General features: G+C 41.6%; 9 protein-coding genes. All 9 read left to right on the top strand.

Annotation, left to right across the window (positions count from 1 at the left end; translation table 11 throughout):
• Positions 1-293 precede the first annotated feature (293 nt).
• The 9 genes from MMU07_RS02955 (at position 294) to carB (ending at position 17,359) form a co-directional block, all read left to right on the top strand.
• Entirely contained in the window at positions 294-3,524 is a 3,231-nt protein-coding gene (locus MMU07_RS02955) for a SusC/RagA family TonB-linked outer membrane protein (RefSeq protein ID WP_241124344.1), read from the top strand.
• Between the two features lie 19 nt (positions 3,525-3,543).
• Positions 3,544-5,199 (top strand): SusD/RagB family nutrient-binding outer membrane lipoprotein, encoded by a 1,656-nt coding sequence (locus tag MMU07_RS02950; RefSeq protein ID WP_241124343.1) that lies wholly within the window; start codon positions 3,544-3,546, stop codon positions 5,197-5,199.
• A 19-nt stretch (positions 5,200-5,218) separates the two neighbouring features.
• Positions 5,219-6,199, top strand: coding sequence for a hypothetical protein (locus tag MMU07_RS02945; protein WP_241124342.1), 981 nt, complete (start codon positions 5,219-5,221; stop codon positions 6,197-6,199).
• Between the two features lie 557 nt (positions 6,200-6,756).
• Positions 6,757-9,555 carry a 2-oxoglutarate dehydrogenase E1 component gene (locus MMU07_RS02940; protein ID WP_241124341.1) on the top strand — a complete coding sequence of 933 codons (2,799 nt, stop codon included), beginning with the start codon at positions 6,757-6,759 and terminating at the stop codon, positions 9,553-9,555.
• A gap of 93 nt (positions 9,556-9,648) precedes the next feature.
• A complete protein-coding gene (gene odhB, locus MMU07_RS02935) occupies positions 9,649-11,187 on the top strand; it encodes a 2-oxoglutarate dehydrogenase complex dihydrolipoyllysine-residue succinyltransferase (RefSeq protein WP_241124340.1) in 1,539 nt (512 codons plus the stop codon).
• Positions 11,188-11,407: 220 nt separating this feature from the next.
• The gene (locus MMU07_RS02930; protein ID WP_241124339.1) at positions 11,408-11,767 is read left to right on the top strand and encodes a four helix bundle protein; all 360 of its coding nucleotides are present in this window, start codon (positions 11,408-11,410) and stop codon (positions 11,765-11,767) included.
• Positions 11,768-11,915: 148 nt separating this feature from the next.
• Positions 11,916-13,313, top strand: coding sequence for a dihydrolipoyl dehydrogenase (gene lpdA, locus MMU07_RS02925; protein WP_241124338.1), 1,398 nt, complete (start codon positions 11,916-11,918; stop codon positions 13,311-13,313).
• Between the two features lie 271 nt (positions 13,314-13,584).
• Positions 13,585-14,070, top strand: coding sequence for a peptide deformylase (locus MMU07_RS02920; RefSeq protein ID WP_241124337.1), 486 nt, complete (start codon positions 13,585-13,587; stop codon positions 14,068-14,070).
• Between the two features lie 469 nt (positions 14,071-14,539).
• Positions 14,540-17,359, top strand: coding sequence for a carbamoyl-phosphate synthase large subunit (gene carB, locus MMU07_RS02915; protein ID WP_241124336.1), 2,820 nt, complete (start codon positions 14,540-14,542; stop codon positions 17,357-17,359).
• The last annotated feature ends 51 nt before the right edge of the window (positions 17,360-17,410 follow it).

Raw genomic sequence — 17,410 nt, 5'->3', positions numbered from 1 at the left:
TGTATTGACACTTGAATCTATTTTAAAAAAACTCAATGTTCGAAATAAATTTGATTTCCAAATAATCGACTTTTTAGACTGCTTTTGTAAGTATTTACCCTAACAAATCATTTTTAACCCTTAAATTTAACTTTAACAATATTCATCACTTATTTAAATAAGTTAAAATATGTTAAAATATAAATAAACAAATAAAAAGATATAAAAAAATAACAATAAAATCGAAAAATACCTTATTTTGAAATGTGGAGGAAATAAATTTTCTTTACACATCAACTAAACTAAAATACCTTATGAGAAAAGCTTTACTCTTTGTTATTGCGCTTTTCACCATGACACTCAGTATCGAGGTGTCGGCGCAACAACGGGTAATTACCGGAAAGGTAATTTCCGATGAAGATGGTCAGGGCCTCCCAGGCGCTACCGTCCTCGTGAAGGGTACAACAGTAGGTACTACCACCGATTTGGATGGTAATTACTCTATTAATGTACCGGAAGGATCTAATGTATTGATCTATTCTTTTGTGGGTTTGAAAACCCTTGAAGAGGCAATCGGTAACAGATCCGTTATCAATGTAACGCTCACTACTGATGCGTCTCAACTATCAGAAGTGGTAGTAACGGCAATCGGTATTGAGAAAGAAAAGAAAGCCTTGGGCTACGCGGTAACCACTGTAGGGGATGAACAACTCCAAAACAGACCGGAAGCTGACGTTGCAAGGGTTCTTCAAGGTAAAGTAGCCGGTGTAAACATCACTGCTACTAACGGTAACTCAGGTGCTGGTACAAACATCATCATCAGGGGTTATTCTTCAGTTACGGGTTCTAACCAGCCTTTGTTCGTTGTCGATGGTGTTCCTTTCAACACCAATACAAATGCGGCTACAGGATTTGGTTCGGGTGGTGCTACCACTTCAAGCCGTTTCTTGGATATAGATCCAAACAACATTGAAAATATCTCTGTGTTGAAAGGTCTTTCTGCTACAGTATTGTACGGTGACCAAGGTAGAAACGGTGTAATTTTGGTAACAACCAAATCAGGTTCTAAAAAGAGAAAGAAAGCTGAAGTGACTGTCAACCAGTCAATTTTCACCAACGAGGCTGCTTCACTTCCTACTTTCGGACAGGTTTATGGTAATGGTTTCCAGCAGCAACCGGGTTTTTTCTTCTCTAACTTCGGTCCTAGAATGGACCTTGGTCTGCAGATCAATCACCCTGTAGCGGCGTCATCCTTGGCGAGTATCAGAAATGCCTTCCCGGAGTTTTTTGAAAAAGATGCCAATGGAAACGCTACTACTACACCTATTAGATATGACTACAAGGCGTATGATGACCCAAGTAAGGTTTTCTTTCAAACAGGTTTGGTGAGCAATACTTCGGTACAGATCCAAGGTGGTGGTGAAAGCACAGGCTACAGCGCCTCCTTCGGTTATACTTCTGACGAAGGTTTCCTTCCGGGCAACAAGTTGACTAAATATAACTTTGGTTTGGGTGTAAACTCTGCGATCAGCGAGAAATTTACCATCAATTCTTCCTTTACCTTTGCTAGAACAGGTGTGGATTCTCCTCCTGTGAATGCTGCTTTCGGTTCAGGTCCTAACGGCGGTATTCCTTCAGCTTATGCCAACGTCTTGTATACTCCTCGATCAGTAGATTTGGCCGGACTTCCTTTCGAAAATCCTGTCGATAGAAGTTCAGTGTATTTCAGATCTGGAAATGATATAGTTAACCCATTGTGGTTAGTTAAAAATTACAAAAATACCTCTGAAGTAAACCGTTTCTTCAACTCTACTTCTTTGAACTATGATTTCAATGACAACTTCTCAGTAACCTACCGTCTAGGATTGGATACTTATACAGAAGTACAGGAAGCTATGTACAATAAAGGTGGGGGTGCAGGTGTAACATTGGACGTAAGACAAGGTTATTATAGAACCATCAACATTCAGAATACCATCTGGAACCAAGATTTGGTGTTGAACTGGAGAAAAACACTTTCTGAGAAAGTTGGAATCAGTGCACTCTTAGGAGGTAACTCAAGATATGACAACTACCAGCAGAATGGTATCTCTTCTACAGGTCAATTGGCTTTTGATCTTTTCAGACATACCAACTTCCTTACTTCTGCAAACATTGACCCACTAGGTGCCGGTCGAATGGACTTCTTGGTAGAAGAAAGAAGAATGGGTGTTTATGCACAAGCTACTTTGGATTATAGCAACTATTTGTTCTTGAATATTTCTGCTAGAAATGACTGGACTTCCACTGTAGAACCTGAAAACAGAAGAATCCTTTATCCGGGAACTTCAGTTTCTTTCATTCCTACTGATGCTTTCAACTGGAATTCGTCAACACTTAACGATTTGAAATTGAGAGCTGCTTTTGGTTCTTCTGCAGGTTTTCCTACTCCATACAGAACAAGAAATATCCTCAACCAATCTTCAAGGGCTTTCCAAAATGCAGGTGGTGCATTGTTTCAAACTCAATCATTGAACAACACTTTGGGTAATCCAAACTTGAGGCCGGAACTTATTCAGGAGTTTGAATTTGGGGTTGAAGCTGCCATGTTCAATAACAAAGTAAGATTTGATATCTCTCTTTATGAGAGAAATACCAAAGACTTGATTACAAATACTCCTATCGATCCTGCTACAGGATTTACCAATACTACAATTAACCTTGGTAGAGTTAGAAACAGGGGTGTAGAATTACAGGGTACTGCAACTCCGGTAACGACTGCAAGTGGATTTAGCTGGGAAACCATCGTCAATTTCACTGCCTATAGAAATATCGTTATGGAGTTAGGCGAAGGTCTTGAAGAGGTAGTATATGCAGGATTTACCAACTTGGGTAACTTTGCAATACCTGGACAGTCTTTAGGTATTATCAAAGGTACTAGATTTGCCCGTGATGAGCAGTCAGGTCAGCCTATTGTAGACACAAACGGTACTTACCTTGAAGACCCTGAAATCGGTATTTTGGGTGATCCAAACCCTACATGGACAGGTTCTTGGATCAACACTTTGAGATACAAAGGATTCTTCATGAACTTCATGTTGGAATACAGAAGAGGTGGTATTATCTTCTCTAACACTGTGACTGCTACCCTTGCAAGGGGTGTAACCAAAGATCCGGTAGTAGATAGAGAATTCAGTTTTATCCTTCCTGGTGTGAAGAGAGACGGAACTCCTAATGATATTCAGATCACTGCTGCCAACTATTTCTTCGATGGTTATCACGTAGGTGCTGATGAGTCAAACGTTTTTGATGGTTCAGCTGTGAAATTGAGAGAATTGTCATTTGGTTATGACCTTCCTTCTTCACTTCTTTCTAAGACTCCTTTCAAACGTGCTTCTGTTGCACTAAGTGGAACTAACCTTTGGTTCAGAGCACTTAACTTCCCTCCAAACATGAACTTTGACGTAGACGTGTTGGGAACAGGTGTTGGTAACGGTCAAGGTTTTGACTTTGTGACTGGTCCTAGTTCAAGAAGATTCGGTGGTACATTAACTTTAGCATTCTAAACCACTAAATTTTACTATAATGAAAAGAAAAATATATAGTCTGATCGTTGCATTTACCATGGTATTTGCCACATCTTGTGACCTTGATCTTTTGGATTCCCCGAATGAGGTAACAGCTTCTACAGCTGATCCAAGTTGGGTACTCAATCAAGTTCAGTTGTCTTATGCGGGTATGTTTGAAGGTATTAGCAATACCGGTGCAAACCTTACCAGAATACTTTCCCAACCAAACGTGAATTACCAAAATGCATACAATGCTACGGCTTTGAACGGTGTTTGGAATACCTCTTATGCTACTATATTGAGTGATATTCAATTTATTGAAAACGTACTTAATACGGAAGCTAGACCATTACCAAGACACGTTGCCATAGGAAAAGTAATCAAAGCGATGGTTTTGATGCATCTGGTAGATCATCTTGGTGATGTTCCTTATTCTAAGGCATTAAACTCAAGTGACTTAGCGCCAACTGTAGACAGTGCGGCCGATGTATATAAGGTTGCATTGGACGAATTGGTAGCAGCTAGAGCGGCTTTTGCCATTGCTACTGCTTCACTTCCTACGGATTTGTATTATAACAATAACGTTACAAGATGGCAGCGATTGATAAACACTTTGGAATTGAAGTATTATCTCAATACCAAATTGGTCAACAGTGGTTCAGCTGCTAGGATTGCTGCTTTGGTAGCTGAAGATAACCTACTAAAGGCAGGTGATGACTTTGTCTTTAGATATGGTACCAGCCAAACCAACCCTGATTCCAGAGCGCCGAAGTTTGGTCAGTATGGTGGAGGTGGTGGTGCCTATCAAAGCACATGGTTCATGTTTAACCTAACTGAGGCAAAAGGATTGGAAGATCCTAGGGCTAGATATTACCTTTATCGTCAAGTAACCAGAAACCCAACTAATCCTGATTTATTGAGATGCCTGGGTGAAATTGCTCCGGGCCATTATTTGGCAGGTAGTTTCCCTTTCTGTTTACCTAATATGACTGCTACAGGTCGTGGATATTGGGGTAGAGACCACTTGAACAACGAAGGTATTCCACCGGATGGCTTTGAAAGAACCATGTATGGATTGTATCCTGCAGGTGGTAGATTTGACGAAAACTCTGGATCTCCTGTCAATTCTCCTACTTTAGGTGCGGGTGGTGCAGGTCTTCAGCCTATCATGTTGGCTTCTTTTGTGGACTTTATGGTGGCTGAAGCTATTCAGACGCTAAATGTACCGGGTAATGCAAAACAGAGAACGCTTGATGGTATCAAAAAACACATGGATTTTGTAAGGGCATTTTCACTTGCTTCTTCACAAGCTAGTGTTGTGACTGCCTTCTATCCAACCGCTACTTGGGATACAGCAGTTGCAGCTTACTTAACCAAAGTAGGTGAAGATTGGGATGCTGCTCCTGCAAACAGAAAAATGAATATCATCGGTAGAGAATATTGGTTGTCTCTTTTTGGTAATGGTGTAGAGTCTTACAACCTTTACAGAAGAACAGGTCAGCCTGATGGTATGCAGCCTAGTTTGGTAGTTGATCCGGGATTATTCCCAAGATCTTTCTTGTATCCGACGGATTTTGTTGTTACCAACAAAAATGCTCCTGCGCAAAAGCCAAATCTTGGTCAAAGGGTGTTCTGGGATACCAATCCTGAAGGTAATGGCTGGATTAACTAACTCCTTAAATTGATAAAATATGAAATTGATAAAATATAGTTTAGGAATGTTAGTCACCATGTTGGTTTTTTTAACCTCATGTACTGACTTTGTTGAGCCAAGGATTCCTTATTCCTCTTTCGATACAGGAGCCTATCTCAGGACTGTTGCGCGTACGAGCGTTTCATTTAACTTCTTCGATTTGCCTAACTCAAAGTTTGACATTACCGTAGAAGGTGTTGATGCTGAAAATGGTGCAACTATTGAATCTGTTGAAGTAAGGGTAAGACGTAGAAGACTTATCCCTGGTGTAGGCTTGCAATATGTGCCGGTAGGTACAGGTACCAATGTAGTAGATGTAGAAGTGAAAAAAATACCGGCTTCAGCCTTTGCTGTTACAGGCGATAGCAAATTTTTAAGAACCGGTATCAGCGTAACTGCTGCTGAGGCGATTACTGCACTTGGTCTTACTCCAGCTCAAGTAAATGGTGGTGATGTATTTGAATTTCGTTTGAGATTGACTGACAAGTTTGGTCGAGTTTTCAATGATGTCAATGCAAGTGCGGATATCAAAGGAGGTTTATTTTATGATTCTCCTTTCTTATACAACGTCACTGTTGTTTGTCCTTTGACTAATGGTTATGGTTTGGGTCAGTATAGACTTACCCAACCTGTTGGTGGAGCTGATCCATTCTTCGGTAATCCAACAAGGTTTGTAGAAGAGGTAGTTACCTTGAGTGCAGGCAATACTGGAACGCAAAGGAGATTCACTGTAAAATATCTTGGTGGCTTTACTACTAGGACATTTACCATAGAGTTTTCTTGTGGTAAGGTGATCAAGCCATTGGAATCTGCAGGTGCCGGTTGCGGTGGTCCTGGTATCACTTGGATATCTGACCCTGGTAACCTTGCTAATTATAATCCAGCAAGTGATGCATCTATCACTGTTAAGTTCATTGATGATTCTCAGTCAAGTTGTGGTATCACAGCGCCTGTTGAGTTTGTTTTGACTAAACTGTAAGATTGTATTGCTTTTAAGAGGGCTGATCCTGAAAAGGGTCAGCCTTTTTTTGTTTTAATGGATGCAGACGTCGAATACAATCGTTTCTAATAGACGTTTTTTATTTTTTATGATATCTACCTTCCTATCGGAATGTGATTTCTTACAGAACAGCCTGGGTATTATCGGCTTCTTAAGTCTAAAGTTTTCCGTTTACCCGGCTTTCTTAGCTTAAGAAAAATGAAATTTGGCTAGCGTTATGAAAGCGGATTATCGTATATGAGTATCCGCAATGTAGCACGTCGGGCTATAGGAGCTTGTATCCAATGCGGATACTCGTCCACAGACGTCAGTACAGTGACCACCGGGTGTTTAATGGCTCTTTTTACAAATTATTGTTTGGCTACGTTCAATAAAGCGGATACACATATTACCAAATTTTATTTTCTGATTTTATTTCTGAGTCTTTATTATTTACTTCTATTTTATTCAAATTTTATAGAAATTGGAAAACCGTTTAAGCGGTTTTTATTAGTGTTTATTCTGACTTACATTTGTGTACTATACAAAAAATTAAGATGGATAAATTCTCTTACATCTCCAATGCGCATGTAGCTTATATCGATGAGTTGTATGCTGACTATAAAAACAACCCCGAATCAATAGACCCTAGTTGGAAGGTTTTTTTTGATGGTTTTGATTTTGCTATTGCTAAATATGGTGATGATCAGGATTCATTGCCTCAGTCAAAAACTTCTGAGTCAGCCAAAGAAGCTGTAAGTGGTTCATTGCTCACGCCCGGTACGATTATGGACATGGAGCAATTGCCCAAAGAAATCAAAGTAAGGGCATTGATACATGCATATCGCTCCAGGGCGCACCTTAGGTCAAAGACCAATCCGGTAAGGGAAAGGAGAGATAGGAAGGCCCTCTTGGATTTAGAAGATTTTGGATTGGATCAAAATGATCTCAATACAGAATTCCAAGCAGGGAAAGAAATCGGTATAGGTACAGTAAAGCTTTCAAAGCTTATCGAATCACTCAAAATAATTTATGAAGGAGCGATCGGTTTTGAATATACCTATATCAGGGATCCTGAGATGCTAGATTGGCTGAAAACCAAGTTTGAAAAAGAAGCTTTATCATTTAATCCCAGCGTAGAGGCCAAAAAAAGGATCCTTTTTAAATTAAACCAAGCCGTAGTTTTTGAGAATTTTCTACATACAAAATACCTTGGCCAAAAACGATTTTCCTTGGAAGGGGGCGAAAGTACCATCCCTTTTTTGGATGCTGTCATCAACACCGCTGCTGAGTATGGCGTAGAGGAAGTAATGATAGGTATGGCCCATAGGGGCAGGCTCAATGTCCTTTCCAATATCATGGGTAAAACTTATGAGCAAATTTTTTCAGAGTTTGAAGGTACTGCCAAGCCGGACCTTACCATGGGTGATGGTGATGTGAAGTACCATATGGGTTATTCTTCTGATATCATTACCACAGGAGATAAGAAAGTGAATCTAAAGCTCGCTCCAAACCCTTCACACCTAGAGGCAGTTAATCCTGTTGTTGTTGGTTTTATGAGAGCTAAAATTGATTCTCAACATAAAAATGATTCCAACAAAGCGCTTCCTATTTTGATACATGGTGATGCAGCGGTGGCAGGCCAAGGAATTGTCTACGAGGTAACTCAAATGGCAGGCTTGAAAGGCTATAATTCCGGTGGAACCATCCATTTTGTTATCAATAACCAAGTCGGTTTCACCACCGATTTTGACGATGCAAGGACATCTATATATTGTACAGACGTCGCCAAAATTATAGATGCTCCGGTCATCCACGTCAATGGAGACAATGCCGAAGCAGTTGTTTTTGCAGCCAATATTGCAGCCGAGTTTAGGCAGAAATTTAAAAAAGACATTTTTGTCGATATGGTTTGCTATAGAAGACATGGTCATAATGAGTCTGACGAGCCTAAATTCACTCAACCTGAGCTTTATAATATCATTTCCAAGCATCCTAACCCAAGAGAAATCTATGTCAAAAGATTGACAGAAAGAGGGGATATAGATGCGGAGATAGCCAAGGTCATGGATGAAGAATTCAGACAGTTGCTCCAGGACAGGTTGAACATGGTCAAAGAAAAACCCTTGCCTTACCAATTCACAAAATTTGAAAGAGAATGGCAATCATTGAGGAGATCCACTCCGGAGGATTTTGACCAATCTCCGGAAACAGGTGTTTCTATTGATAAAATTGAAAAAGTAGCAGAGGCTTTGACTACCATCCCGAAGGGATTCAAGCCCATCAAGCAGATAGAAGTACAGCTCAAACAAAGGAAAGACATGTATTTCACAGCCAAATCTCTCAACTGGGCAGCGGCTGAATTGTTGGCATATGGGTCTCTTCTTCTTGAAGGTAAAACAGTCAGAATCACCGGACAGGATTGTCAGAGAGGAACATTCTCCCACCGTCATGCTGTGGTTCATGATGCAAACACCAACAAGCCTCACAATTTTCTAAAAGAACTGAAAGACAGCAAAGGACAGTTCCATATTTATAACTCCCTACTTTCAGAATATGCGGTCCTTGGATTTGAATATGGATATGGCATGGCCAACCCACATTCACTGACGATCTGGGAAGCCCAATTCGGGGATTTTGCCAATGGTGCCCAGACAATGATAGACCAATTTATTTCTTCGGGTGAATCCAAATGGGGAAAAATGAACGGTATCGTCATGCTATTGCCTCACGGATATGAAGGTCAGGGTCCTGAACATTCCAATGCCAGACCTGAAAGATTCCTTCAATTATCCGCAGAATACAATATGGTAGTGGCCAATATCACTGAGCCGTCTAACTTCTTCCATCTTTTGAGAAGGCAGCAAGCTTGGGATTTTAGAAAACCATGTGTGGTCATGTCTCCCAAATCTTTGTTAAGACATCCAAAGGTGGTTTCTCCTTTGGAAGAGTTTACCAAAGGTGGTTTCAGAGAGATTTTAACTGACAATGTGGTAGACCCCAAAAATGTAAACAGGGTAATACTTTGCTCAGGAAAAATTTATTATGATCTTGATGAAGCTAGGGAAAAAGAAAAAGTAGCTGATGTGGCCATTATCAGAATTGAGCAGCTGCATCCTTTCCCTAAAAAACAGATAATGGAAGCGCTTCAAGTCTACAAAGGTGCTGAAATCGTATGGGTGCAGGAAGAACCTGAAAATATGGGATATTGGAACTATATCTTGAGAATGATGTACAAAGAAATACCAATGGACATCATTTCCAGAAAAACTTCTGCCTCTCCTGCCACAGGTTATAATAAAGTCCATGTGGAAGAACAAGGCAAGATTGTCAGGAAAGCATTGAAACTTTCTTAATCCGCCTTGGACATGGAATAATCACTCTATGCGAGCGATTGATTAAGGATAAGGGATATATTTGGCTGATTTTGGCCTTAAAAAATAAGAACAATGAACCTAGAAATGAAAGTCCCCACTGTGGGAGAGTCAATAACCGAAGTTACCATTGGTCAGTGGTTTAAAAAAGACGGAGACAATGTACAGATGGACGAGGTAATCTGCGAGTTGGAATCCGACAAAGCCACCTTTGAACTGACGGCAGAAGCTGCCGGTACATTGAAAATCAAAGCCCAAGAAGGAGAAACTTTAGAAATTGGGGCAGTCATTTGTGTAATTGATTCATCATCAAATTCAGAAAGCAAAGAAGAAAAAACAATTGTTATGGAAGCAGCAAAATCAAGCCAAGGAGGCAAAACAGGTGAGATCAAAGACATGATCGTTCCTACCGTCGGAGAATCAATCACCGAAGTGACATTGGCATCTTGGTTGAAGGCAGATGGAGATTATGTGACTTTGGATGAAATCATCGCTGAAGTCGACTCTGACAAAGCTACTTTTGAATTGCCTGCCGAAGCCAATGGCATACTTCGCCACGTTGCCAAAGAAGGAGACATCTTGGAAATTGGCGGCTTGATCTGCAAAATCGAAGTGGTCGAAGGTGGCGCTCCTGTATCAGCTGCTTCTGCCCCGGCTGAAGCAGAACAGGCTAAAGCCACAACCTCAGGAAACGAAACCTATGCTACCGGCCATGCTTCTCCGGCTGCTGCCAAAATCATTGCTGAAAAAGGAATCAGCACCGATGATGTCAAAGGAACAGGTAAGGATGGACGCATCACCAAAGAGGATGCCGTCAGCGCTGAGGCAAAGCCAAAAGAAGCTCCAAAAGCCCCTGAGGTAAAACCAGTCGCTCCGAAAGCTGAAGCACCTTCTGCTCCAAGAATAGCAGGAAGCAGAGAAAGTAGGAGAGAAAAAATGACCTCCCTGAGAAGAACAGTTTCCAGGAGATTGGTGGCCGTGAAGAATGAGACTGCCATGCTGACCACTTTCAATGAAGTCAACATGGGTCCTATCATGGATATCCGTAAGAAATACAAAGACCAGTTCAAAGAAAAGCATGGCGTCAACCTTGGCTTCATGTCTTTTTTTACCAAAGCTGTTTGCGTGGCCCTTCAGGAATGGCCTGCTGTCAATGCCATGATCGATGGCAACGAAATCATCTACAATGACTTCTGCGACATTTCCATTGCTGTTTCTGCACCAAAAGGATTGGTAGTACCTGTAATCAGAAATGCAGAAGCCATGAGCTTCGACCAAATCGAAAAAGAAGTGGTAAGATTGGCTGTCAAGGCTAGAGATAACAAATTGTCGATCGAGGAAATGACCGGAGGAACCTTTACCATCACCAATGGCGGTGTTTTTGGTTCAATGATGTCCACCCCGATTATCAATGCGCCTCAATCAGCCATACTTGGTATGCACAATATCGTGGAGAGGCCAATGGCTGTTAACGGTGAGGTCAAAATCTTACCAATGATGTACCTGGCACTTTCTTACGACCACAGAATTATCGACGGCAGAGAGTCAGTCAGTTTCTTAGTACGTGTCAAGCAATTGCTCGAAGACCCGACAAGACTGCTTTTTGGAGTTTGATAAAGTTAGAAGTCAGAAGGATGAAGGAAGAAGGAAGAAGTAGGAAGTTGGAGAGTAGGAGGTAAAAGGTGAGAGGTAAGAGGTGAAATTGAGTACAAAGTATTATGTACCAAGAACCAAGTATTTAAATAGTCGAATAAATTGTCTCCTTGAGAATGTATTGGAGTGAAGAAAATTTAAAATTCAGTTAAATTATAACTTCACTAAAATCCCAAGGAAAATGCACAGGTATAAAGAGTTAAAAGTTTGGCAAAAGGCCATTGACTTAGCAGTTGAGGTTTACAAGATTACGGAGAAACTGCCGAAAGATGAAAAATTCGGTTTGATAAGTCAAATGAATCGGGCGGTGGTTTCTATTCCTTCCAATATTGCTGAGGGTGCAGGTAGAAACGGCAAAAAAGAATTTCATAATTTCTTAGGAATTGCTCTAGGATCTTCATTCGAATTGGATACACAAATGGTGATTTCAAATCGCCTGAATTATCTGAATGACGAAGATTTTAAAAATGTTGAAAAAGAATGGGAGCATTTACAAAATATGATTGTCAAGCTCAAAATGAGTTTGAATATTGATACTTAATTCGATTCTTGATCCAGAATACGTCAGCAAGATTCTATATACTTGGTACCTAGTACTTAGTACTTGGTACTTTATACATCAACAAAATTCAATCTTCAGTGATACCAAGTCTCACGTCTTGTGTCTCATGTCTAAAATCTATTAAAAAATGTACGACGTCATAGTAATCGGTTCAGGCCCGGGAGGATATGTAGCAGCCATCAGGGCAGCACAATTGGGTATGAAAACCGCCATCATTGAGAAATACCCGACGCTTGGAGGAACCTGCCTCAATGTAGGCTGCATCCCTTCCAAAGCACTTTTGGACTCCTCAGAGCATTACCACAATGCTGCCCATACTTTTAAAACCCACGGTATCAACCTTGACAACCTGGAGGTGAACCTTGAGCAGATGATTGCCCGCAAAGCCGAGGTGGTCAAGCAAAATGTGGATGGCATCCAGTTTTTGATGAAGAAAAACAAAATTGACGTGCACCATGGTTTGGGTTCTTTTGTAGATGCCACAACCGTCAAAGTGACGAAGGACGATGGTTCATCTGAAGAGATCAAAGGAAAAAATATCATCATTGCGACAGGGTCTAAGCCAGCTTCTTTGCCTTTTATCAAGATTGACAAAGACAGGGTCATCACCTCTACCGAAGCTTTGAAACTAAAAGAAATCCCCAAGCACATGATCGTCATCGGCGGTGGAGTGATCGGTATGGAATTGGGTTCTGTCTATGGCAGGCTTGGAGCAAAAGTATCTGTAGTAGAATACCTAGATGCCATCATTCCCTCTATGGACCGCACTATGGGCAAAGAACTTCAGAAGTCATTAAAAAAACTGAATTTTGACTTTTACCTGAAACACAAAGTGACGGCTGTGGAAAACACCGGTAAAGAGGTCATCGTCAAAGCAGAAAACAGCAAAGGAGAAACCGTCGAAATCGTAGGAGACTATGTCTTGGTTTCTATCGGTAGAAAAGCATATACCGCAGGACTGAATGCCGAAGCGGCAGGAGTGAAGATCACGGAGAGGGGATTGGTTGAAGTGGATGGGCATCTGAGAACAAATGTGCCAAATATCTACGCCATTGGAGACGTGGTCAAAGGAGCGATGTTGGCGCATAAGGCAGAGGAGGAGGGCGTCTTCGTAGCAGAAACCATCGCTGGACAAAAGCCACATATCAACTACCTTTTGATCCCTGGAGTAGTCTACACTTGGCCGGAAGTGGCTTCAGTTGGATATACCGAGGAGCAGCTCAAAGAGCAGGGAGTCAAATACAAAACCGGAAAATTCCCTTTTATGGCCTCAGGCCGTGCACGGGCTTCCATGGATACCGATGGCGTTGTCAAAGTATTGGCAGATGCGAGTACGGATGAAATCCTTGGTGTACACATGATCGGACCAAGGACTGCCGACATGATTGCTGAAGCGGTCGTTGCGATGGAATTCCGTGCATCGGCTGAGGATATAGCAAGAATGTCGCATGCGCATCCCACTTACACAGAAGCTTTCAAAGAGGCCTGCCTAGCCGCCACGGACAACAGGGCGCTGCATATTTAAAACCCAAACCTTTGAGGTCTTTTTTTGACCTCGAAGGTTTTCATAAAAGAAATAAGCCTTCAAGTTTTGATTTTAGAGAAAACCAGACCTGTCAGCATTCAATTCTGACAGGTTTTTTTTGGAATCTCTTTGCGGTAATTTTTTTCTTTTCACCATATCCTCATTTAGATCACCAGCTAGGTAATACCAATCAATATCCAATATCCATGAATATCCATTTTTAAGGTTCATTCAAGGACATAAGATTGAAAATCCCATTATCTTCGATTCTATGATAACAGTTGATAATATCCTCAAACTCGGTGATCCCCGCCTTTACGAAAATTGTGTGCCACTAACAAGGGAAGAACTTCCTCTGGTAATGGAATGGGTAAAAGACCTTCACGAAGCCATGGAAGATATCCGAAAAAGATATGGATTTGGGAGAGGGATTGCAGCACCGCAGCTGGGGATTATGAAGCGGCTTTTTTACCTCAATCTTGACAAACCTTACATTATCATCAATCCCGAAATAGTCAACCCAAGTAAGGACATGTTTGAGCTTTGGGATGATTGCATGAGTTTTCCCAATCTCCTTGTCAAAGTCAAAAGACACCAATCCTTGACCTTGGAATACCTGGATGAAAACTGGGAAAAGCAATCTTGGAATGTTGAAGGCCCAATCTCAGAACTTATCCAACATGAATATGATCACCTAAACGGGGTACTCTGCACCATGCGTGCCATTGACGACAAGTCGTTTAAGTGGAAAGGATGAAGAAATCTCCAGATTTTGGCTCCTTTGGCTAACAGTTCGCCGCGGCGGAGCGAAATAATATTAACCCCGTGCAAGGTGCTTCCCCGGTTTTTATACTTCAACAAATCTCCCTGCACCGCCGCTCGGGGTATTGAAAATGCGATGTCTGTTGTTTTTGGGAGCAAAAAGGTACATTGAGCAATAGGGTTTACACCAAAAACAGGAAAGGCTGATTGATCAATTCATTTTCAATTTCTCCCATTTATGCTTTCCAATTTGTAATTGGAATTAAATCGCATAACCTAACCAAAAGGTAAAATGCCCCTGCCTCCTACAAAAGATAGTTCCAAATAATACGGTTTACAATTTGTCTCCATTCACATAATCTTTCTGCCCTTTTTTTGGATATGGTCAGGCTACTTTAAATTATTTCCCTAATTTTGGACCAATTTAGCCGTAAGTATTTAAACCTCTTAAAACCTCTTTTGGAATGCCTAAGGAAACTAGCATCAAGCACACACTCATCATCGGTTCAGGACCCATTGTCATCGGTCAGGCTTGCGAATTTGATTATGCCGGTTCACAGGCTTCCAGGTCACTCAGGGAGGAAGGGATCAAAGTCACTTTGATCAATTCCAATCCTGCGACGATCATGACAGATCCGGTGACCGCCGACAATGTGTATTTGCTGCCTCTTGACAAAAAATCCATTATCAAAATCCTCCAGGAGCATCCGGATATCGATTCGGTTTTGCCGACGATGGGTGGACAGACTGCATTGAACCTTGCCATTGATTGTGATAAATCAGGTATTTGGCAAAAATACGGAGTCAGGATGATCGGTGTGGATATCGATGCGATCGATACTGCCGAGAACAGAGAAAAATTCAAAGCACTGATGGAAAAAATCGGTGTTGGTGTCTGCAAAGGAGATACTGCCACTTCTTTCCTTCAGGGAAAAGAAATCGCTCAGGAGATTGGATTTCCTTTGATTATCAGGGCTTCCTATACATTGGGAGGTGCCGGTGGCGCTTTTGTAGAAAAAGAAGAAGATTTTGAAAAAGCCCTTGTCGCCGGACTTCAGGCATCTCCCGTCCATGAAGTGCTTATCGAGCAGAGTATCATGGGCTGGAAGGAGTATGAACTCGAAGTCATGAGGGACAATATAGGCAACATGATTGTCATCTGTTCCATCGAAAACTTCGATCCGATGGGCGTGCATACAGGCGATTCCATCACCGTGGCCCCTGCGATGACTTTGCCGGATACGGTTTACCAAAGGATGAGGAATTATGCCATCACGATGATGAACAGTATCGGGAATTTTGCCGGAGGCTGTAATGTGCAGTTCTCTGTCAGTCCTGACAATACCCAGATCATCGGTATCGAAATCAACCCAAGGGTGTCGCGATCCTCTGCCTTGGCTTCCAAAGCCACAGGTTACCCTATTGCTAAAGTTGCCGCTAAGTTGGCCGTGGGGTACAACCTTGATGAGCTGACCAATTCAATTACAGGAAATACCTCCGCGTTTTTTGAGCCTGCCATTGATTATGTGATTGTCAAAATCCCAAGATGGAACTTTGACAAATTCAAAGGTGCGGACAGAAGATTGGGACTCTCCATGAAAGCGGTCGGAGAAGTGATGGGCATAGGGCGCAATTTCCAGGAAGCTTTGCAAAAAGCCTGTCAATCACTCGAAATTAAAAGAAACGGATTGGGAGCCGATGGCAAAGAACTCCGAGACCAACAGAAGATTTTATATAGCCTTGCCAACCCAAGCTGGGACAGGCTTTTCCATATCTACGATGCCTTCAAATTGGGTATTTCGTTCAGAACCATACATGACCTGACCAAAATCGACAAGTGGTTTCTCAGACAGATTGAAGAACTGATCCACTTGGAAGATCAGATTGAAAAATTCAATATCAATACCATTTCAAGGGAATTGATGGATACGGCTAAGAAAAAAGGCTATGCCGACCGTCAGTTGGCCCATCTATTGGGCTGTAAGGAAAGTGAAGTCTTTACAAAAAGGTATGACGAAATGGGAATCAAGCGGGTTTACAAACTCGTAGATACCTGTGCTGCTGAATTTGATGCACAGACTCCCTATTACTATTCGACATTTGGAGACGAAAATGAATCCCCGGTCACCAACAGGAAAAAAGTGGTGGTCTTGGGTTCAGGTCCCAATAGGGTAGGACAGGGTATAGAGTTTGATTACTCTTGTGTCCATGGTGTTTTGGCTGCCAAAGAATGTGGCTACGAGACCATCATGATCAACTGTAACCCCGAAACGGTCTCTACGGATTTCGATATTTCTGACAAGCTTTATTTTGAGCCGGTCTTTTGGGAACATATCTATGAAATCATCCTGCACGAAAAGCCCTTGGGTGTGATTGTTCAGTTGGGAGGGCAGACTGCTCTGAAGCTTGCCGAGAAGTTGGACAAATACGGAATCAAGATCATCGGAACAAGCTACGAGGCATTGGATTTGGCAGAAGATAGGGGAAGATTCTCCACTTTGCTGAAGGAAAATGATGTTCACTATCCTGAGTTCGGAACTATCCACAATACAGATGAAGCTTTGGAGCTGTGCAAGACAATTGGTTTTCCGCTATTGGTAAGACCTTCCTATGTCCTCGGTGGACAGGGGATGAAGATTGTCATCAATGAAAAAGAACTTGAGGAGCATGTTGTAAAAGTGCTTAGGGATATTCCAAATAATGAAATCCTCTTGGACCATTTCTTGGAAAATGCAATTGAAGCGGAAGCGGATGCTATTTGTGATGGGGAGAATGTATATATCATCGGAATCATGCAGCATATAGAGCCGGCAGGAATTCATTCAGGAGATTCTTATGCTGTATTGCCTCCATATAATCTTGGTGATTTTGTCATGCGACAGATTGAAAACTATACCAAAAAAATTGCCTTGGCACTCCGAACAGTTGGTTTGATTAATATCCAATTTGCGATCAAAAATGACAAAGTCTACGTCATCGAAGCCAATCCGCGGGCATCAAGGACTGTTCCGTTTATTTGCAAAGCTTATCAGGAACCTTATGTCAATTATGCCGTAAAGGTGATGTTGGGAGAGAAAAAAGTGACTGATTTTGAATTCAACCCTGTCAAAAAGGGCTATGCCATTAAAGAACCTATTTTCTCCTTCCACAAATTCCCCAATGTAAACAAAGAATTGGGTCCTGAAATGAAGTCAACAGGTGAAGCCATTTACTTCATTGATGATTTGATGGATGATTATTTCTTGAAGATTTATTCTGAAAGAAACCTTTACCTGAGTAGATAAAGAGCCGAGAACCGAGAGCCGAGAACCAAGATTTGTCTTGATTCTCGGTTC

The sequence above is a fragment of the Cognataquiflexum nitidum genome (assembly GCF_022538055.1).
In the GTDB taxonomy this organism is placed as follows: Bacteria; Bacteroidota; Bacteroidia; order Cytophagales; family Cyclobacteriaceae; genus Cognataquiflexum; species Cognataquiflexum nitidum.
This window is presented reverse-complemented; position numbering and strand designations above follow the sequence as displayed.

Excerpts from the sequence above, each read along its gene's own strand:
- MMU07_RS02955 (WP_241124344.1), top strand. The coding sequence starts at position 294 with ATGAGAAAAGCTTTACTCTTTGTTATTGCGCTTTTCACCATGACACTC.
- MMU07_RS02950 (WP_241124343.1), top strand. The coding sequence starts at position 3,544 with ATGAAAAGAAAAATATATAGTCTGATCGTTGCATTTACCATGGTATTT.
- MMU07_RS02945 (WP_241124342.1), top strand. The coding sequence starts at position 5,219 with ATGAAATTGATAAAATATAGTTTAGGAATGTTAGTCACCATGTTGGTT.
- MMU07_RS02940 (WP_241124341.1), top strand. The coding sequence starts at position 6,757 with ATGGATAAATTCTCTTACATCTCCAATGCGCATGTAGCTTATATCGAT.
- odhB (WP_241124340.1), top strand. The coding sequence starts at position 9,649 with ATGAACCTAGAAATGAAAGTCCCCACTGTGGGAGAGTCAATAACCGAA.
- MMU07_RS02930 (WP_241124339.1), top strand. The coding sequence starts at position 11,408 with ATGCACAGGTATAAAGAGTTAAAAGTTTGGCAAAAGGCCATTGACTTA.
- lpdA (WP_241124338.1), top strand. The coding sequence starts at position 11,916 with ATGTACGACGTCATAGTAATCGGTTCAGGCCCGGGAGGATATGTAGCA.
- MMU07_RS02920 (WP_241124337.1), top strand. The coding sequence starts at position 13,585 with ATGATAACAGTTGATAATATCCTCAAACTCGGTGATCCCCGCCTTTAC.
- carB (WP_241124336.1), top strand. The coding sequence starts at position 14,540 with ATGCCTAAGGAAACTAGCATCAAGCACACACTCATCATCGGTTCAGGA.